Origin of the sequence: Actinomadura kijaniata NBRC 14229, from assembly GCF_001552175.1 — a bacterium.
Taxonomy (GTDB): Bacteria; Actinomycetota; Actinomycetes; order Streptosporangiales; family Streptosporangiaceae; genus Spirillospora; species Spirillospora kijaniata.
In genome coordinates, this window is sequence record NZ_BCQR01000043.1 from 1 (window position 1) to 18,379 (window position 18,379).

The 18,379-nt window shown below is 74.1% G+C and carries 14 protein-coding genes; 12 read left to right on the forward strand and 2 right to left on the reverse strand.

The window, feature by feature from the left end; translation table 11 throughout:
• Window positions 1–69: 69 nt before the first annotated feature.
• Entirely contained in the window at window positions 70–405 is a 336-nt protein-coding gene (locus AKI01S_RS15320) for a cytidine deaminase-like protein (RefSeq protein ID WP_067817234.1), read from the reverse strand.
• Window positions 406–513: 108 nt separating this feature from the next.
• Between AKI01S_RS15320 and AKI01S_RS15325 the strand changes: the two genes are divergently transcribed.
• Genes AKI01S_RS15325 through era form a run of 3 tightly spaced genes read left to right on the forward strand, consistent with a single transcriptional unit; the run spans window position 514 to window position 7,061 of the window.
• The gene (locus AKI01S_RS15325; protein ID WP_067817038.1) at window positions 514–2,631 is read left to right on the forward strand and encodes an MMPL family transporter; all 2,118 of its coding nucleotides are present in this window, start codon (window positions 514–516) and stop codon (window positions 2,629–2,631) included.
• Between the two features lie 48 nt (window positions 2,632–2,679).
• On the forward strand, window positions 2,680–6,090 hold the full coding sequence (locus tag AKI01S_RS15330) for an ATP-binding protein (protein WP_067817043.1): 3,411 nt from the start codon (window positions 2,680–2,682) through the stop codon (window positions 6,088–6,090).
• A 47-nt stretch (window positions 6,091–6,137) separates the two neighbouring features.
• Window positions 6,138–7,061: a GTPase Era gene (era, locus tag AKI01S_RS15335; protein WP_083999622.1), complete on the forward strand. Its 924-nt coding sequence runs from the start codon at window positions 6,138–6,140 to the stop codon at window positions 7,059–7,061.
• On the opposite strand, the gene AKI01S_RS15340 is transcribed toward era, so the two are convergent.
• Window positions 7,006–7,698 (reverse strand): hypothetical protein, encoded by a 693-nt coding sequence (locus AKI01S_RS15340; RefSeq protein ID WP_157419859.1) that lies wholly within the window; start codon window positions 7,696–7,698, stop codon window positions 7,006–7,008. The two genes, era and AKI01S_RS15340, sit on opposite strands and share 56 nt — an antisense overlap.
• A gap of 145 nt (window positions 7,699–7,843) precedes the next feature.
• Between AKI01S_RS15340 and ddaH the strand changes: the two genes are divergently transcribed.
• The 9 genes from ddaH to AKI01S_RS15385 all read left to right on the forward strand — a co-directional run bounded on the left by ddaH (window position 7,844) and on the right by AKI01S_RS15385 (window position 18,344).
• Window positions 7,844–8,638: a dimethylargininase gene (gene ddaH, locus AKI01S_RS15345; RefSeq protein WP_067817053.1), complete on the forward strand. Its 795-nt coding sequence runs from the start codon at window positions 7,844–7,846 to the stop codon at window positions 8,636–8,638.
• A 125-nt stretch (window positions 8,639–8,763) separates the two neighbouring features.
• Window positions 8,764–9,996 carry an urea ABC transporter substrate-binding protein gene (gene urtA, locus AKI01S_RS15350; RefSeq protein ID WP_083999624.1) on the forward strand — a complete coding sequence of 411 codons (1,233 nt, stop codon included), beginning with the start codon at window positions 8,764–8,766 and terminating at the stop codon, window positions 9,994–9,996.
• Between the two features lie 37 nt (window positions 9,997–10,033).
• Window positions 10,034–10,912 (forward strand): urea ABC transporter permease subunit UrtB, encoded by an 879-nt coding sequence (gene urtB, locus AKI01S_RS15355; protein ID WP_067817059.1) that lies wholly within the window; start codon window positions 10,034–10,036, stop codon window positions 10,910–10,912.
• Complete coding sequence (gene urtC / locus AKI01S_RS15360; RefSeq protein WP_067817062.1) at window positions 10,909–11,979, forward strand: urea ABC transporter permease subunit UrtC; 1,071 nt, start codon at window positions 10,909–10,911, stop codon at window positions 11,977–11,979. Before urtB ends, urtC begins: the two co-directional genes overlap by 4 nt.
• Window positions 11,976–12,725 carry an urea ABC transporter ATP-binding protein UrtD gene (urtD, locus tag AKI01S_RS15365; protein WP_067817065.1) on the forward strand — a complete coding sequence of 250 codons (750 nt, stop codon included), beginning with the start codon at window positions 11,976–11,978 and terminating at the stop codon, window positions 12,723–12,725. The genes urtC and urtD overlap by 4 nt, the downstream gene beginning before the upstream one ends.
• A gap of 214 nt (window positions 12,726–12,939) precedes the next feature.
• Window positions 12,940–13,647, forward strand: a complete 708-nt coding sequence (gene urtE, locus AKI01S_RS15370; protein WP_067817068.1) for an urea ABC transporter ATP-binding subunit UrtE — start codon at window positions 12,940–12,942, stop codon at window positions 13,645–13,647.
• A gap of 225 nt (window positions 13,648–13,872) precedes the next feature.
• Window positions 13,873–15,585 carry a 2-isopropylmalate synthase gene (gene leuA, locus AKI01S_RS15375; RefSeq protein WP_067817071.1) on the forward strand — a complete coding sequence of 571 codons (1,713 nt, stop codon included), beginning with the start codon at window positions 13,873–13,875 and terminating at the stop codon, window positions 15,583–15,585.
• Between the two features lie 172 nt (window positions 15,586–15,757).
• Window positions 15,758–16,783 carry a LacI family DNA-binding transcriptional regulator gene (locus AKI01S_RS15380; RefSeq protein ID WP_067817075.1) on the forward strand — a complete coding sequence of 342 codons (1,026 nt, stop codon included), beginning with the start codon at window positions 15,758–15,760 and terminating at the stop codon, window positions 16,781–16,783.
• A gap of 196 nt (window positions 16,784–16,979) precedes the next feature.
• Entirely contained in the window at window positions 16,980–18,344 is a 1,365-nt protein-coding gene (locus AKI01S_RS15385) for an ABC transporter substrate-binding protein (protein WP_067817078.1), read from the forward strand.
• The last annotated feature ends 35 nt before the right edge of the window (window positions 18,345–18,379 follow it).

Genomic DNA, 18,379 nt, shown 5'->3' on the forward strand with positions numbered 1-18,379 from the left:
CGGGCGCTGCGCAAGCTGCGGGCCGCGCACCGGCGCGGGGCGGCGGCGCCCACGGCCCCGGCCCCCTGATCACGTGAGGGTCGTGCGCAGCGCCCCGTCGGGTCCGGCCACGAACACCGGGGCCTTGGCGCCCAGGTCCCGCACCGCCGCGACGTCGGCCTCGGCGGCGGTGCCGGCGGTGGTCACCAGCGCGGCGGCCTCCAGGTCCTCAGCGCCGCTGGAGACGGCCATGGCCACGGCGACCTGGAGCGCCGACAGCTTCAGCGACGGCAGGTCCACACTGGTGGCGGCGTAGGTCCGCCCGGTCTCGTCCCGCACGGCCGCCCCCTCGGCGGCCCCGTTCCGGGCCCGCGACGACCGCGCCAACGTAATGATCTTCTCGTCCTCGGGATTCACGCGTCCCAGCGTAGTGACCCGCGGCGGGGCCGCTCGCGGGCGGTCGCAAGTCGGCGGCAAGCCGGTCGCAAGCCGGTCGCAAGTGGGCGGCAAGGGGCGCGGGCCAGGCTCTCGGGCATGTCGAGATTTCTGTACCGCCTGGGAAGGGCCGCGGCGCTGCGGCCCTGGCGGGTCGTCGTGGCGTGGGTGCTGTTCGTGGGGGCCGCCGCCGGCGTCTCCGTGGTCGCGGGGGGCGCGTTGCAGGACGACTACACGCTGGCCGGGACCGGTTCGCAGCAGGCCACCGATCTGCTGAAGGAACGCTTCCCGGCGCTGTCGGGGGCCGACGCGCGGGTGGTCGTGCGGGCTCGTTCGGGAAAGGTGGACGCGGCGGCGGTGGAGGCCGCGCGCGGGCGGTTGCAGCGATTGCCGCACGTCAGCGGGGTCGCCCCGGCCGTGCCGAGCGGGGACGGCGCCACCGCGCTGGTCACCGTGCGGTACGACGTCCCCGTCACCGGCCTGCCCACCGCGCGGACTCTGGACCGGCTCCGGGACGCCACGGCCCCGCTGAAGGCCGGGCACGCGGTGGAGTTCGGCGGGCAGGTGCCCGAGAACGTCACCGCGCCCGGCGGCGCCGCCGAGGCCGTCGGGGTCGTCGCGGCGCTGGTGATCCTGCTGCTGGCGTTCGGGTCGGTGGTCGCGGCGGGACTGCCGCTGGTGGTGGCGCTGGCCGGGCTCGGGGCCGGGGTGTCGGGGATCACGGTGCTGGCGGCGGTCACGAACGTGGCCACCACCGCGCCCACCCTGGCGATCATGGTGGGGCTCGGTGTCGGCATCGACTACGCGCTGTTCATCCTGACCCGGCACCGGGAGGGGCTGGCCGCGGGGCTGGCGGTGCCCGAGGCCGCCGGGCGCGCCGTCGCCACCGCCGGACAGTCGGTGATCTTCGCCGGGGCCACGGTGCTGCTGGCGCTCAGCGGGCTGGTGGTGTCGCGGATGCCCGCGTTCATGGCGATGGGGTTCGCGACCGGGATCGTGGTCGCGATGACCGTGGCGGCGGCGGTGACGCTGCTGCCCGCCGTGCTGGGGCTGGCCGGCCGGCGGGTGCTGCGGCGGCGGGACCGCCGCGCGGGCGCCGTGGTCGTGGTGGACTCGCCGCGGGTGCGCCGGTGGGCCGACCTGGTGGCGCGGCGGCCGTGGGCGTGGCTGCTGGCGGCGCTGCTGCTGATGCTGACGCTGGCCGCGCCCGCGCTGGGGATGCGGACCTGGCCGAGCGACGCCAGCAGCGAGCCGACCTCCAACACGGCCCGGCGCGCCTACGACCTGGTCGCCGAGGCGTACGGGCCGGGGGCCAACGGCCCGCTGCTGGTCGCGGTGGACCTGCGCAGGGTGCCGGCGGACGCGCTGCCGGGGCTCGGGAGCGGGCTGGCGAGGGCGCCGGGGGTCGTCGCGGTGGCCCCGCCGCAGGTGTCGCCGGGACGGGACGCCGCCGTCATCGTCGTCACCCCCGCCTACGGTCCGCAGGACGAGCGGGTGACCGGGCTCGTCGAGGGCATCCGGGAGCGGGTCCTGCCCGACGGCGCGGAGATCACCGGGTTCACCGCCGCCTACGTCGATCTCACCCGGCGGCTGGAGGACCGCCTCTGGCCGGTGATCGGCGTCGTCGTCGCCACCTCGTTCCTGATGCTGATGGTGGTGTTCCGGTCGCTGCTGGCCCCGTTGAAGGCCGCCGCCATGAACCTGCTGTCGATCGGCGCGGCCTACGGCGTGCTGACGGCGGTGTTCCAGTGGGGGTGGGGCACGGAGCTGCTGGGGCTGCCGCACAGCGTGCCGGTGTCGAGCTTCATCCTGCTGCTGCTGTTCGCGGTGCTGTTCGGGATCTCGATGGACTACGAGGTGTTCCTGCTGTCGCGGGTCCGCGAGGAGTGGCTGCGCACCGGCGACGCGCGCGGGTCGGTCGCCACCGGGCTGGCCGCGACCGGACGGCTGATCACCAGCGCCGCGCTGATCATGGTGGCGGTGTTCCTCGGCTTCGCGCTGGACCCCGGACTGGTGATCAAGCAGATGGGGGTGGGGCTGGCCGTCGCGGTCGCGCTGGACGCCACCGTGGTGCGGATGGTGCTGGTCCCGGCCACGATGGCGCTGCTGGGGCGGGCCAACTGGTGGCTGCCCCGCCCGCTGGCCCGGATCCTGCCCGACGTCGACGTCCACGGCGTCGAGCCCGAGCCCGGCCGCACCGAGCCCGTCCCCGTGTGACGCCCCTCGCGGCGCGGTCGCCGTGCCCCGGTCTACGCTGGCCGGGACATGGCGACCGTGCGGGTGCTGGGCAGCTTCCAGGCGTTGCTGGACGGGGCGGAGGCCGATCTCGGCGGGCCCCGCCAGCGCTGCGTGCTGGCCCGGCTCGTCGTCGCGCGCGGCCGGATGGTCCCCGCCGAGCGCCTCGTGGAGCAGGTGTGGCCGGACGGTCCGCCGCCCCGTGCCGCCGCCGGGCTCCAGGCGTTCGTGTCGCACCTGCGGCGCGCCCTGGAACCGGACCGCCCGCCCCGCGCCCCCGCCCGCGTCCTGGTCACCGACCCGCCCGGCTACGCGCTGCGGCTGCCCGAGCGGGACGTGGACGCCTGGCGGTTCGACGCCCTGGTCGACCGGGCCGCGACCGGCGACCCGGCCGGGGCCCGCCGCGCGGCCGAGGAGGCCCTGGGCCTGTGGCGGGGGCCCGCCTACGCCGAGTTCGCCGCCCTGCCGTGGGCGGCGACCGAGGCGTCCCGGCTGGAGGAGCGCCGCCGCCTGGCCGTCGAACGCCGCGCCGAGGCCATGCTCCGCCTGAGCGCCGCCGCCGAGGCCGTCCCCGACCTGGAGGCGCACGTCGCCGCCGATCCGCTGCGCGAGGAGGCGTGGCGCCTGCTGGCCCTGGCCCTGTACCGCGCGGGCCGCCAGGGCGACGCCCTGGACGCGCTGCGCCGCGCCCGCGCCGCCCTGGCCGAGGAACTCGGCGTGGACCCCGGCACCGCGCTGCGCCGCCTGGAACACGACATCCTCACCCAGGCCCCGGCCCTGGACCTGACGGACCTCCGCGCCGAGGCACCGAGCGCCCCGTACCGAGCCCCCACCGTGCCGACCGGGGAACGCGACGCGGAACCGGGCCCGGCCTCGCATGGCCGGCACCTTGGCGACGTGCGGCCGGGCGCGCCGCGGGGTTCCCTGTTCGTGGGGCGGCGCGCCGAGCTGGAACGCCTCCGGGCGGCGGCCGAGCGCGGCGGCCTCGCGCTGGTCAGCGGTGACGCCGGGATGGGCAAGACCTCCCTGGCCGAACGTCTGGCCGAACGTCTCGCCGCCGAGGGCCGGCGCTGCGCCTGGGGACGCGCCCCCGAGACCGGCGGGGCCCCCGCCGCCTGGCCCTGGGCCGAACTGCTGCGTGACCTGGCCGCCGACACCCCGCCCGCCGACGACCGGCTCGCCCCGCTGCTGGACGACACGGCCGCCGCCAGCACGGCCGCCGCCAGCACGGCCGCCGCCAGCACGGGCGCCGCCACCGTCGGCGACGCCACCACCGCCCGCTTCCGGCTGCACCTCGCCGTCGCCGACTACCTGGCCGGACTCGCCGAGCGCACCCCGCTGCTGCTGGTCCTGGACGACCTGCACCGGGCCGACGACGAGACCCTGGCCCTGCTGGTCCGGGTGCTGGGCCGGGTGCGGGGGCTGCCCGTGCTGGTCGTGGGGACGTTCCGGCACACCGAGGCCCCGGACCGGCTGACCGCCGCGCTGGCCGCGTTCGCCCGGCACGAGCCGACCCGCGTCGCGCTGGACGGGCTGTCGGCGGCCGAGGTCGCCGTGCTGGTCCGCGCGGTGTGCCGCGCCGAGGTCGGGGACGCCGAGCTCGCCGCCATCGCCGAGCGCACCGGCGGCAACCCGTTCTTCGCACGCGAGACCGCCCGGTTGCTGGACGCCGAGGGCCCGGCGGCCGCGACCGGCGCCGTGCCCGCCGGGGTCGGCGACGTGCTGCGCCGCCGCCTGGCCCGGCTGCCCGAGCCCGCCCGCGCCGTGCTGCGCGACGCCGCCGTCGTCGGCCGCGACGCCGACCTGGCCGTGCTGGCCGACCTGTCCGGCGACGAGGACGCCGTGCTCGACGCGGTCGAGGCGGGACTGGCGGCGGGCCTGGTCACCGAGCCCGCGCCGGGCCGGATGCGGTTCGCGCACGCGCTGGTCCGCGACACCCTCTACGCCGACCTGTCGCGGACCCGCCGCGTTCGCCTCCACGGCCGGGTCGCCGCCGCGCTGGAACGCCACCGCCCCGGCGAGGTCGCCGCCCTCGCCCACCACCATCTGGAGGCGGGCACCGACCCGGACCGGGCCGTCCGCTACGCGCGGCTGGCCGCCGAGGCCGCCGAGGGCCGGTTCGCGCACGCCATGGCCGCCGACCTGTACGAACGCGCCGCCGACACGCTGCGCACACGGGGCCGGGTGGGGGAGGCGCTGGAGATCGAGGCCGCGGCCATCCGCGCCTGCGCCCTGTCCGGGCGGGTCGTGCGGGCCCGCGAGCGGCGGCAGCGCGCCGTCGCCGAGGCCCGCGCCCTGGGCGACCTGACGCTGCTCGCACGGGCGATCGTCGCGTTCGACGTGCCGACGCTGTGGACCAGCCGCAAGTACAACACCGTGGACCACGAGATCGTCGAGGCCGCCGAGGCGGCGCTGGCCGGACCGCCCGGCGCCGACCCCGAGCTGCGCGTCCGCCTGCTGACCTCCGTCGCGATCGAGCTGGAGGGCGAGCCGCACGACCGGGGCCCGCGCGCCGCCGAGGAGGCGGTCGCCGCCGCCCGCGCACTCGGCCGTCCCCGGCTGCTCGCCGTCGCCCTCAACGGCCTGTTCCTCAACTCCTACCGCTCCGCCGGCGACAACGACCAGCGCCTGCGGATCGCCGAGGAGATGCTCGACCTCGCCACCCGGGACGGCCTGGCCACCTACCGGGTCCTGGCGCACCTGCTGCTCCAGCAGGCCCACGTCACCGGGCTGGACCTGGCCGCCGCCGACGCCCACCGGGCCGAGGGGCTGCGGCTGGCCGACCAGTACGGACTGCCGCTGCTGGCCCTGATCGGAAGCTGGTACCGGGCGCTCGGGCACGTCGTCGCGGCCCGGTACGCCGAGGCCGAACGCGCCTACACCGAGATCGCCGAGTCGATCGCCCGGACGGGCGTGTGGGGCAGCGAACGCGGCGTGGAGGCGTTCGGGATCTTCTGCGTGCGGACGTTCCAGGGCCGCGAGGGGGAGATGGCCGACCAGATGCGCTGGGTCCGCGACAACTGGCCGGACGTGGGCGCCGCCGACGACCTGCTCGCCCTCGCGCTGGCCGCGCGGGGACGCCGGGCCGAGGCGCGCGCGGCGGCCGCGGAGGCCGCGCCGGTCCGCCGCGACTACTTCTTCGACCTGGCGATGACGTTCCGGGCACGCCGCGCCGTCGCCCTGGACGACCGGGAGCTGGCCGCCGAGTGCTACACGGCGCTGCTGCCCTACGCCGGGCGGCTGGCGGGCGGCGGCTGCGCGGTCGCCACCATCGGCCCCGTCGCCCAGACCCTCGGCGACGTGGCCGCCTACCTGGGGCGGCCCGGGGAGGCCGCCGAGCACTACGCGACGGCCGAACGCGTCGCCGAGCGGGTCGGCGCGGCCGAGTGGGCGCGGACCGCCCGCGAGGCCCGCGACGCGCTGGACACCACGGCCGCCTGACCGGCCGCCTGACGGTCCACCCTCCGGCGTAGGCGACAATTGACGTTGTGACATCGCTGGGAAACACCACACCCGAGGGCTTCCGCTCCGGCTTCGCCTGCTTCATCGGCCGCCCCAACGTGGGCAAGTCCACCCTGATGAACGCCCTGGTCGGTACCAAGGTCGCCATCACCAGCAGCCGGCCGCAGACGACCCGCCGGGCCATCCGGGGCATCGTGCACCGCCCCGACGCCCAGCTGGTGGTCGTCGACACGCCCGGCCTGCACAAGCCGCGCACCCTGCTCGGCGAACGCCTGGACAGCCTGGTCCGCTCCACCCTCACCGAGGTGGACGTGATCGGCTTCTGCGTGCCCGCCGACCAGCCCGTCGGGCCCGGCGACAAGTTCATCGCCCGCGAGCTGGCCAACGTCGGCCGGACCCCGATCGTCGCGATCGTCACCAAGACCGACCTGGCCCCGCCGGAGAAGGTCGCCCAGCAGCTGATGGCGGTGGGGGAGCTCGGCGAGTTCGCCGACATCGTGCCCTGCTCGGCCGCCGACGGCTTCCAGGTGGACCTGGTCGGCGACCTGCTGATCCGGCACCTGCCGGAGGGCCACGCGCTCTACCCCGAGGGCGACCTGACCGACGAGCCCGAGCACGTCCTGGTCGCCGAGCTGATCCGCGAGGCGGCGCTGGAGGGCGTGCGCGACGAGCTGCCGCACTCGATCGCCGTGCTGGTCGACGAGATGGGGCCGCGCGAGGACCGCGAGGACCTCACCGACATCTACGCCCACCTGTACGTGGAGCGGCCCAGCCAGAAGGGCATCATCATCGGCCACAAGGGCTCGCGGCTGCGCGAGGTCGGCCAGAGCGCCCGCCAGCAGATCGAGGCGCTGCTGGGCACCAAGGTCTACCTGGACCTGCGGATCAAGGTGCTCAAGGACTGGCAGCGCGACCCCAAGCAGCTGCGCCGTCTCGGCTTCGACGACTGAGCCGGGCCGCCAGCGGCCGGGCCAGCGCGAACCCGACGACCAGCAGCGCGGCGGCGACCGCCAGGTACCAGCCGTACCCCACGGCGATCTGGTAGCCGATCAGCGGCCCGTCGGCGCCGAGCTCGGCGCGCGCCGAGTCCAGCCGCAGCACGAACAGCCCGCAGGCCAGCAGCGCCAGCCCGCCCGGAACGGCCGTCAGCGCCGCGATCCGCGGGTCGCGGACGGCGATCGACCAGAACGTCATCGCCGCCGCGGTCAGCGCCAGCACCGGCACCACCAGCACCGTCCCGTCCACGTCGATCCCGGCCGCCGAGCCCGCGTCGTGGGTGACCGGGTCGCCGAACGCGCCGAGCACCATCCGGGCGTGCACCCACGGCAGGAAAGCCGCCACCAGCAGCGCCGCCGCCGCCACGAGGTTCAGGACGTTCCACGCCGCGTCCGGGAGACCCGCCCTGCGGCGCGGCTCCTCGGCGGACACGGGCGGGGAGGGCGAAGTGCTTGGAATGTCCTGAGTGTCCAGTGCGGGAGGTGGCGGCGGGGGAGCGCCCTCCGGGGGCAGGAACTCCGGGCGCGGCCGCCGCTCCGCGTCCGGCCGGTCGCGTCGGTCGGCCGCCTCAGGTCCCAGGTCACCGCTCATGCACCCAGCGTAAGGGGAACGCCCGGCTTGGCCAGGGCGGCCCCGGCGGGGCGTGTTGATCGGTACGTTGGAACGCGACGGGACCGGAGAACGGGCACAACGGCGTGCCGGACCGCCGCGCGGCGGACCGGCCGGAGGCGAGGCCATGAACACCGCGCTTGCGAACACCGGGCTTGTGAACACCGGGCTTGTGAACACCGCGCTCGTACGCGAGCCCGGCCCGCTCCTGGCGGAGGGGACCGTCACCCATGCCGAGCGGCGGCCGGTGGACCTCGACCTGGCCCGGCGGCAGCACGAGGCGTACGTGGCGGCGCTGCGCGCGGCGGGCTGGAACGTCCGGGCGGTGCCGCCCGCCGACGACTGCCCCGACGCGGTGTTCGTCGAGGACACCGTCGTGGTCGGCGGCGACCTGGCGGTCCTGACCCGGCCGGGCGCGGAGCGGCGGCGCGCCGAGGTCGCCGGGACCGAACGCGCCGTGCGCGACCTCGGCCTGCGCGTCGCGACCGTCGAGGCCCCCGGCACCCTGGACGGCGGCGACGTCCTCCAGGCGGGCGACACCGTCTACGTGGGCCGCACCGCCCGCACCAACGAGGAGGGCGTCTGCCGGCTGGCCCACCTGCTGGGCGGGCGCCGCGTGGTCCCGGTCGAGGTCACCGGCTGCCTGCACCTGAAGACGGCGGTGACGGCGCTGCCGGACGGCACCCTGATCGGCGTCCCCGAGTGGGTGGACACCGCCGCGCTGCCCGGCCTGCGGGTCGCGCCCGAGCCGTCCGGCGCGCGCGTGGTGGTGCTCGGCCCCGACCACGTCCTGCTGGCGGCGTCCGCGCCCCGCACCGCCGAGGTCCTGGCCGCCGACGGCCTGCGCGTCACGGTGGTCGACATCAGCGAGTACGAGGCGCTGGACGGCTGCGTCACCTGCCTTTCGGTGCTCATTCCCTGACCACTCGTCACGGTGAACGTTCCGTAAATCGCATGTAACGCGGCGGTCGTCGGCGGGAAATCTCATTCCGGAGACTTGTTCACGGTAAACGGACCCACGGGGCCGATTCTGTGAGGAGTCGACAGTTGCGGAAACCATTCCTGCGACCATTGGCGGCGGCCGCCCTCCTGCCCGCCGCCCTGCTCACCGCGTGCGGCGGGCAGGACGGCGGAAACGCGAGCGCCGGCGCCGGCGGGAACGACGGGAACACCATCAAGGTCGGCATCCTGCACTCACTGAGCGGCACCATGGCGATCAGCGAGGTGACCGTCAAGAACTCCGAGTCGCTCGCCACCGACGAGATCAACGCCCGGGGCGGCCTGCTGGGCAAGAGGCTCCAGCCGATCGTGGAGGACGGGGCCTCCGACTGGCCGACGTTCGCGCAGAAGGCCCAGAAGCTCATCCGGAAGGACCGGGTCGCCACCGTGTTCGGCGGCTGGACCTCCGCCAGCCGCAAGGCGATGCTCCCGGTCTTCGAACGCAACAAGGCGCTGCTGTGGTACCCGGTGCAGTACGAGGGACTGGAGTCCTCGCCCTACATCTTCTACACCGGCGCCACCACCAACCAGCAGATCGTCCCGGGCCTGGACTATCTGAAGGAAAAAGACAAGAAACGCATCTACCTGGTCGGCAGCGACTACGTTTTCCCGCGCACCGCCAACAAAATCATCAAGGCCTACGCGCAGGCCAACGGAATGCAGATCCTGGGCGAGGAGTACACCCCGCTCGGCCACACCGAGTACAGCACGCTGGTCAACAAGATCGGTGAGGCGAAGCCGGACGCGGTGTTCAACACCCTCAACGGCGACAGCAACGTCGCGTTCTTCAAGCAGCTCAGGAGCGCGGGTTTCGACGCCGGCCGGCTCCCGGTGATGTCGGTGTCCGTCGCCGAGGAGGAGGTCAAGGGCATCGGCGTGCAGAACATCGCCGGCCACCCGGTGGCGTGGAACTACTACCAGACCACCGGGGGCAGGGCGAACGAGGCGTTCGTCAGGGCGTTCCAGGCCCGGCACCGGGGCGCGGTGACCTCCGACCCGATGGAGGCGGGCTACAACGCCGTCCACCTGTGGGCCGAGGCCGTCCGCAGGGCCGGGACCACCGACGTCGAGGCCGTGAAGAAGGCCGCCGCCGGGCTCTCCCTCGACCTGCCCGAGGGCAGGGTGACCATCGACGGCGCGACCCAGCACGTCCACAAGACCGCGCGGATCGGCGTCGTCCAGCCCGACGGGCTCATCAAGGAGGTCTGGTCCTCCCGGGAGCCGATCAGGCCCGACCCGTACCTGAGGTCCTACCCCTGGGCCGCCGGCCTGTCCTCATGACCTTCCCGACACGCTCCGGAGGAGGCGGCACGGACTCATGACCTCCCTGCTCAACCAGCTCCCGATCGGGCTCAGCATCGGCGCGGTGCTGCTGCTGACCGCCCTCGGACTGACGTTCACCTTCGGCCAGATGGGCGTCGTCAACATGGCGCACGGCGAGTTCCTCATGGCCGGCGCCTACACCGCCTACCTGCTCCAGGACTGGGCCGGCGCGCAGGCCGTGCCGGTCGCGCTGCCGGTGGCGTTCCTGGTCGCGGGCGCGCTCGGCTGGGTCCTGGAACGCACCGCGATCCGCCACTTCTACGGCCGCCCCCTGGACACCCTGCTGCTGACCTGGGGCGTCAGCCTGATCCTCCAGCAGGCCGCGCGCGACCTGTTCGGCGCGCCCAACGTGCAGGTCGTCGCCCCGTCCTGGCTGACCGGCCGGGTCGGGCTGTCCGGCGCGACGCTGCCCCACGCCCGGCTGTTCATCATGGCCCTGGCGGTCGCCTGCGTCGTCGGGATCTGGGCGTACCTGGGCCGCTCCCGGCAGGGCCGCCGGATGCGCGCGGTCATGCAGAACCGCGAGCTGGCCGCCGTCAGCGGCGTCGCCACCGGCCGCGTGGACCAGCTCACCTTCTTCATCGGCTCGGGCCTGGCGGGCGTCGCCGGGGTCGCGCTGACGCTGGTCGGCCCGGTCGGGCCGTCGATCGGCACCTACTACATCGTGGACGCGTTCCTGGTCGTGGTCGCGGGCGGGCTCGGGCAGCTGCGCGGCGCGGTGATCGCCGCGCTGGCGCTCGGGATGCTGAACTCGTTCGCCGAGTTCTGGACCGACGCCAGCCTCGCCAAGGTCGTCGTCTTCGCGGTGGTCGTCGCGTTCCTCCAGGTCCGCCCGCAGGGCCTGTTCGTCCTCCGCTCCCGGGCGCTGACATGAGCGCCCGGCTGCGCGGTCACGCCCCGTTCGCGGCGGTCGCGGTCCTGCTGCTGGTGGTCGCGCCGCTGGCGCTGCCCGCCTTCCGCCTGGACGAGCTGGCCAAGTACCTGTGCTTCGCCATCGCCGCGCTCGGCATCGGCCTGGCGTGGGGCCAGGGCGGCATGCTGACGCTCGGCCAGGGCGTGTTCTTCGGCCTCGGCGGCTACGCCACGGCCATGTACCTGAAGCTGCACGACGCCGGGGGCGACCTGCCCGACTTCATGGTGTGGAGCGGCGTCGAGGAGCTGCCCGCGCTGTGGCGGCCGTTCGGCGCCGCCGGGTTCGCGCTGGCCGCCGTCGTCGCGGTCCCGGTCGCCGTCGTGCTGGGCGCGCTGGTGTTCCGGCAGCGGGTGCGCGGCGCGTACTTCGCGATCCTCACCCAGGCGCTCGCGGCGGCGTTCGTGATCCTGCTGGTCGGGCAGCAGGGCCTGACCGGCGGCACCAACGGCCTGACCAACTTCTACGACGTCTTCGGCCGGGACCCCGAGGCCGAGGGCACCCAGCGGACCCTGTACTTCGTGACGGCGGGCGTGCTCGGCGCGCTGTACCTGGGCGCGCGGCAGCTGGTGCGGAGCCGGTTCGGGCGGCTGCTGGTCGCGGTCCGCGACGGCGAGGACCGGGTGCGGTTCCTCGGCTACAACCCCGCCACGGTCAAGACGGTCACGTTCGCGGTCTCGGCGGGCATGGCGGGCCTGGCCGGGGCGCTGTTCGTGCCGGTCGTCGGGATCATCTCGCCGTCGCTGCTGGGCGTGGTCCCGTCGCTGGAGCTGGTCGTGGCGGTCGCGGTCGGCGGCCGGTACGCGCTGGCCGGGGCGGTCCTCGGCGCGATCGTCATGAACTACGCCAAGACCTCGTTCAGCGAGCAGTGGGCGGGCGGCTGGCTGTACCTGGAGGGCGCGCTGTTCGTCCTGGTGATGACCCTGGCCCCCAGGGGCGCGGCCGGCCTGTACGAACAGGCCCGCGACGCCCTGGCCCGCCGCCGCGGGACCCCTGCGCCGGCCGCGCGACCGCGGGAGGCGGCCACATGAGCGACGCGTTGCTGGAGATCCGGGGGCTGAAGGTCGTCTTCGATGGCTTCACCGCCCTCGACGGGGTGGACCTGACCGTCGGCCAGGGGGAGCTGCGCTTCCTCATCGGGCCGAACGGCGCGGGCAAGACCACCCTCATCGACGTGGTCACCGGGCTGACCCGGCCCGCCGAGGGGTCGGTGCGGTTCGCCGGGACCGAGCTGACCGGCCGCCGGGAGCACAGGATCGTGCGGCTGGGGATCGGACGCACGTTCCAGACGTCGGTGGTGTTCGAGGAGCTGACCGTGGTGGAGAACCTGGACCTGGCCGCCGGGTTCCGCCGCCCGCTGCCCGCGCTGCTGCGGCAGCGCAGGGGGATGTCCGACCAGGTCGCCGCCGCCCTGGACACCATCGGGCTCGGCGATCTGGCCGACCGGCCCGCCGGGGTCCTGTCCCACGGCCAGCGGCAGTGGCTGGAGATCGGGATGCTGGTCGCCCAGCGGCCGAGGCTGCTGCTGCTGGACGAGCCGGTCGCGGGCATGAGCGGGGACGAACGCGACCGCACCGGCGAGCTGCTCACCGAGATCGCCAGGGACCACACGGTGGTCGTGGTGGAGCACGACATGGAGTTCCTGCGCCGCTACGCCTCCCAGGTGACCGTCCTGCACGAGGGGCGGGTGCTGGTGGAGGGCGACGTGGCCACCGTCCAGGACGACCCGCGCGTCCAGGAGGTCTACCTCGGCCGCGGCCGCGAGGAGGCAGCATGAGGGAGCCGGAGGGGCGCGGCGTCGTCTGGACTGAGGAGCGCCGGGAGCGGAGCGACCAGAGCGACGGGGGAAGGCGGCGCCTTGGGGCGCCTCGGAGGCGACCGGGGGGCGCAGTGAGGGAGTCGGAGGAGCGCGGTGCCGCCTAGACGGAGGAGCCCGTGACGAGGGAAGGTGGCGCCTCCACGGCGCCTCGGAGGCGACCGGAGGGCACGGCGTGAGTGGTTCGTTGTTGGAGGTCAGGGGGCTGGAGGCCGCCTATGGGCGGGCCCGGGTGCTGTTCGGGGTGGACCTGGAGGTCGGGGCGGGCGGGCTGATGTGCGTGATGGGGCGCAACGGCGTCGGCAAGACCACCCTGCTCAACGCGGTCATGGGCGTGCTGCCGCCGACCGCCGGGACGGTGCTGTTCGACGGTGAGGACGTCACCGGGCTGCCCACGCACGAGCGCGTCCGGCGCGGGATGGGTTACGTCCCGCAGGGGCACGAGACGTTCCCGCAGCTCACCGTCGCCGAGAACCTCCAGGTCACGCTGGAGGCGTCCCGGCACCGGGACCGGGGGGCGATCGACGAGGCGCTGGCGGTCTTCCCCCGGCTGACGGAGCTGCTGAACCGCCGGGCGGGGTTCCTGTCGGGCGGGCAACAGCAGCAGCTCGCCATCGCCCGCGCCCTGGTCACCCGGCCCCGGATGCTGATCCTGGACGAGCCGACCGAGGGCATCCAGCCGTCGATCGTCGCCGAGATCGAGACGGCGATCGAACGCCTGCACCGGGAGGACGGGCTGGCGGTGCTGCTGGTCGAGCAGTACCTGGAGCTCGCGCTGCGCCTGGCCGACACGTTCGTGATCATCGAGGGCGGTCTCGTCCGGCGCTCCGGCACCGCCGCGGACCTGCGCGACGCGGAGGTGAAGCGGCTGCTGGCGGTCTGACCTGGTAGATCAACGGTCCCGCATACCGGGACAAAGGGGAACCGCGTCTCACCATCTGGGACGCGGTTTCCGATCGCCGGATGGGATCTGTTAGCTTGACACGCGTGTCGCACGGTCTGCTCCTCCTTAGCGGCCGCAGCGGGGGCCTGTAACAGGCCGGCTCCCTCGCTGCGGGACTTCGACGTGCAGTCGGCCGCAAGGTTCGAGCAGAGGGAAATCCACTCCATGTTTCCGCAGCAGCAGCCGTCCGGCATGGCCTTCCAGCGCTACCGCCCGTTCGCACCCGTCCGGCTGACCGACCGGACCTGGCCGGACAAGGTGATCACCGAGGCCCCCCGATGGTGCGCGGTCGACCTGCGCGACGGCAACCAGGCCCTGATCGACCCGATGGACTCCCACCGCAAGCTCAAGATGTTCGAGCTGCTGGTACGGATGGGCTACAAGGAGATCGAGGTCGGCTTCCCGGCGGCCAGCCAGACCGACTTCGACTTCGTCCGGCAGATCATCGAGGAGGGCCGGATCCCCGACGACGTGGTGATCCAGGTCCTGACCCAGGCCCGGCCCGAGCTGATCGAGCGGACCTTCGAGTCGCTGCGCGGCGCGAAGCAGGCGATCGTCCACCTGTACAACTCGACCTCCACGCTCCAGCGGCGCGTGGTGTTCGGGCAGGACCGGGAGGGCATCACCGCGATCGCCGTCGAGGGTGCCAAGCTGTGCCGGAAGCTGGCCGAGGACATGGGCGACACCCAGATCTTCTTCGAGTACTCGCCGGAGTCGTTCACCGGCACCGAGCTGGAGTACGCCGTCGAGGTCTGCAACGCCGTCAACGACGTCTGGCAGCCCACCCCCGAGTGGAAGACGATCGTCAACCTGCCCGCCACCGTCGAGATGGCCACCCCCAACGTCTACGCCGACCAGATCGAGTGGATGCACCGCAACCTGGCCCACCGGGACTCGGTGATCCTGTCGATCCACCCGCACAACGACCGGGGCACCGCCGTCGCCGCCGCCGAGCTGGGCTACATGGCCGGGGCCGACCGCATCGAGGGCTGCCTGTTCGGCAACGGCGAGCGCACCGGCAACGTCTGCCTGGTCACCCTGGGCCTGAACCTGTTCACCCAGGGCGTCGACCCGCAGATCGACTTCTCCGACATCGACGAGATCCGCCGCACCGTCGAGTACTGCAACCAGCTGCCCGTCCACGAGCGCCACCCCTACGGCGGCGACCTGGTCTACACCGCGTTCTCCGGCTCCCACCAGGACGCGATCAACAAGGGCTTCGACCACCTGGGGCGGGACGCCGCCGCGGCGGGCGTCCCGGTGGACGAGTTCACCTGGGAGGTCCCGTACCTGCCCATCGACCCCAAGGACGTGGGCCGCTCCTACGAGGCCGTCATCCGGGTCAACAGCCAGTCCGGCAAGGGCGGCGTCGCCTACATCATGAAGACCGAGCACTCCCTGGAGCTGCCGCGCCGCCTGCAGATCGAGTTCTCCCGCGTGGTGCAGGAGCACACCGACGCCGCGGGCGGCGAGGTCACGGCCGAGCGCATGTGGGAGATCTTCCAGGGCGAGTTCCTAGGCAACGGCCCGCGCGTCGGCCTGCTGGCGCACCGCGCGACCTCCCGCGTGGACGAGAAGGACCGGCTGTCCTGCGACGTGCGGGTGGACGGCGAGATCCGCGAGATCGAGGGCGTCGGCAACGGCCCGGTGTCGGCGTTCGAGGCGGCCCTGGCCACCGTGGGCGTCAACGTCCGCGTCCTGGACTACGCCGAGCACGCCCTGAGCGCCGGCGGTGACGCCCGCGCCGCCGCCTACGTCGAGTGCGACGTGGACGGCGAGACCGTGTGGGGCGTCGGCATCGACGGCAACATCGTCACCGCGTCCCTGAAGGCCATGCTGTCGGCCGTCAACCGGGTGGCCCGCCGCACGGCCGCCTGATCCCGAGACATCCGGGTGCGGCCTGCGCGGAGGCCCACCCGGACCAGGCCCGGTCACGACGATGCGACCCCGTCGGGTGACCGCTGTCTGGCCCCCGTCCCTGACGATCTCAGGGGCGGGGGCCGACTACTTCGCGCAAGCCGCTTGCGGGATTCGGTCCTATAGTTGCGGCATGACACGTCGACTCGCCGAGGTCGCCCAGAAGGTCGGGGTCAGTGAGGCCACCGTCAGCCGCGTGCTCAACGGACGGCCCGGCGTGTCGGAGGCGACCCGCGCCGCCGTGCTGACGGCCCTGGACGTGCTCGGCTACGAACGCCCCACCCAGCTGCGCGGGGAGCGGGCCCGGCTGGTCGGGCTGGTGCTGCCCGAACTGGGCAACCCGATCTTCCCGGCGCTGGCCGAGGTGGTCGGCGGCGCGCTCGCCCAGCGCGGCTTCACCCCCGTGCTGTGCACGGTGACGCCCGGCGGCCTGTCGGAGGCCGACTACGTGGAGATGCTGTTGCAGCAGCAGGCGTCCGGCGTGGTGTTCGCGGGCGGCCAGTACGCCGAGGCCGACGCCCCGCACGACCACTACCGGCGGCTGCTGGAGGTGCGGCTGCCGGTGGTGCTGGTGAACGCCGGAAGCGAGGAGCTGGACTTCCCCCGGGTCTCCACCGACGACGCGGTGGCGGCCGAGCAGGCGTTCGGGCACCTGGCCTCGCTCGGCCACGAGCGCATCGGCCTGGTGCTCGGCCCGGAGGACCACGTGCCCAGCCGCCGCAAGCTGGACGCGGCCCGCGCCGCCGCCGCGCGGGCGGGCCTGGACCTGCCGGACGCGTGGGTCCGGCGCAGCCTGTTCTCGCTGGAGGGCGGGCAGGCGGTGACGGCGTCGCTGCTGCGCGACGGGGTGACCGGCATCGTCTGCGGCAGCGATCCGCTGGCGCTCGGGGTGGTCAGGGCGGTGCGGCGGCACGGCATGAGCGTGCCCGAGGACGTGTCGGTGGTGGGCTTCGACGACTCGGCCTTCATGAACTGCGTCAACCCGCCGCTGACCACGGTGCGGCAGCCGATCGAGGCGATCGGCCGCGCGGCGGTGACGCTGCTGACCGGTCAGGTGACGGGCGGCGCCGTGGCGGCCGAGGAACTGCTGTACGAGCCGGAACTGGTGGTGCGGGCCTCGACCGCGCCCGTCCGGACGCGGGCGGGCGACCCGCGCTGACACCGGTTTGCGCCGTCTCGTGCTCGGGTCCGAGCATGCCCTGACATGGGATTGTCTGCTTTTTGCGCAAATAAATTCATCTCTTGCCCTGTGATGTAGGTCTCTGTATGTTCCTCGCATCGGCCGGGGATCGGCCGACGGGCACGGACAGGCGCTCCCGAGGGGGCGGGCCGCGCCGTTCCAGAGAGGAACACCCATGAGATCCCGGATGGTGGCCCCCGCGCTCACCCTGGCCGCCGGCGCCTGTCTCGCCGGCTGCGGCGCGGGCGACCCCGAGGCCAGGCCCGACCGGCCGCTGGCCGGCGACGCCAAGGTGACGATCACGGTGGGCTGCATGCCCGCCAAGAGCCAGACGGCCCAGCGCAGGGAGTGGGACCAGGACGTCGCGGCGTTCCGGCGGCTGCACCCCAACATCACGATCGTCGGCAAGGACGCCTTCCCCTGCATGGACCCCACCACCTTCCAGGCCAGGCTGGCGGGCGGGGAGACCGAGGACGTCTTCTACGTCTACTTCACCGACGTGCGCGGCGTCGTCGCCAAGGGGCGGGCCGCCGACCTGACCCCCTACCTGGGGCACGTCAGGCAGTACCCCCACCTCGACCCGAACGTGACGCGGGTCTTCAAGGACGGCGGGAAGGTCTACGGCCTGCCCCGGCAGAACTACACGATGGGCCTGTTCTACAACCGCGCGCTGTTCCGGCGGGCCGGACTGGATCCCGACGCCCCGCCCCGGACCTGGGCCGAGGTGCGCGAGGCGGCCAGGAAGATCAGCGCGCTCGGCGGCGGCGTCACCGGATACGCCGAGCTCAGCGCCCGGAACCAGGGCGGCTGGCACTTCACCGCCGCGCTCTACGGCCAGGGCGGCGACGTGGTCACCCCGGACGGCAGGCGCGCGGCGTTCAACGGCCCGCAGGGCCGGGCGGTGCTCCAGGCGCTGAAGGACATGCGCTGGACCGACGGCTCCATGGGTTCCAAGCAGCTGCTGGTGGACGCCGACATCCAGCGGATGATGGCCTCCGGCAGGCTCGGCATGTACCTGGGCGCCCCCGACAACGCCACCGCGCTGGTCGACCAGTTCAAGGCCCGGTACGAGGACCTCGGCATGGGCCCCCTCCCCGGCGGGTCCGGCACGCTCATGGGCGGCGACGGCTACCTGTTCCATCCGAAGGCGTCACCGGAGAAGATCAAGGCCGGGCTGCTGTGGCTCGACTTCCACGCCCTCACCCCCGGCCAGGGCCAGCTCGGCTACGAGCGGGCCAAGGCCAACGGCCGCCCGGTCGGCCTGCCCCAGCCCCGGCTGTTCGGGCGGAACGCCGTCGGGCAGCGGGACCGCGAGCTGCGTGCCCGCTCGGCCAACCTGCCGGTCGGCAACTTCAAGCCCTACGAGGACGCCTCGGCCGCCCTCCCCGGCAAGCTGGAGCCGCCGCGGGCCCAGCAGCTCTACGCCCTCCTCGACACCGTCATGTCGGCCGTGCTGACCAGGCGGGACGCCGACATCGACCGGCTTCTGGCCGACGCCGAGAAGAAGGCCAACATCCTGCTCGCCCGGTCGGCGAACTGACCTCCGCCGCGGGGCGCCGCGAGGCGTGCCGTACC

Excerpts from the sequence above, each read along its gene's own strand:
- AKI01S_RS15325 (WP_067817038.1), top strand. The coding sequence starts at position 514 with ATGTCGAGATTTCTGTACCGCCTGGGAAGGGCCGCGGCGCTGCGGCCC.
- AKI01S_RS15330 (WP_067817043.1), top strand. The coding sequence starts at position 2,680 with ATGGCGACCGTGCGGGTGCTGGGCAGCTTCCAGGCGTTGCTGGACGGG.
- AKI01S_RS15340 (WP_157419859.1), bottom strand. The coding sequence starts at position 7,698 with ATGAGCGGTGACCTGGGACCTGAGGCGGCCGACCGACGCGACCGGCCG.
- ddaH (WP_067817053.1), top strand. The coding sequence starts at position 7,844 with ATGAACACCGCGCTTGCGAACACCGGGCTTGTGAACACCGGGCTTGTG.
- urtB (WP_067817059.1), top strand. The coding sequence starts at position 10,034 with ATGACCTCCCTGCTCAACCAGCTCCCGATCGGGCTCAGCATCGGCGCG.
- urtC (WP_067817062.1), top strand. The coding sequence starts at position 10,909 with ATGAGCGCCCGGCTGCGCGGTCACGCCCCGTTCGCGGCGGTCGCGGTC.
- urtD (WP_067817065.1), top strand. The coding sequence starts at position 11,976 with ATGAGCGACGCGTTGCTGGAGATCCGGGGGCTGAAGGTCGTCTTCGAT.
- leuA (WP_067817071.1), top strand. The coding sequence starts at position 13,873 with ATGTTTCCGCAGCAGCAGCCGTCCGGCATGGCCTTCCAGCGCTACCGC.
- AKI01S_RS15380 (WP_067817075.1), top strand. The coding sequence starts at position 15,758 with ATGACACGTCGACTCGCCGAGGTCGCCCAGAAGGTCGGGGTCAGTGAG.
- AKI01S_RS15385 (WP_067817078.1), top strand. The coding sequence starts at position 16,980 with ATGAGATCCCGGATGGTGGCCCCCGCGCTCACCCTGGCCGCCGGCGCC.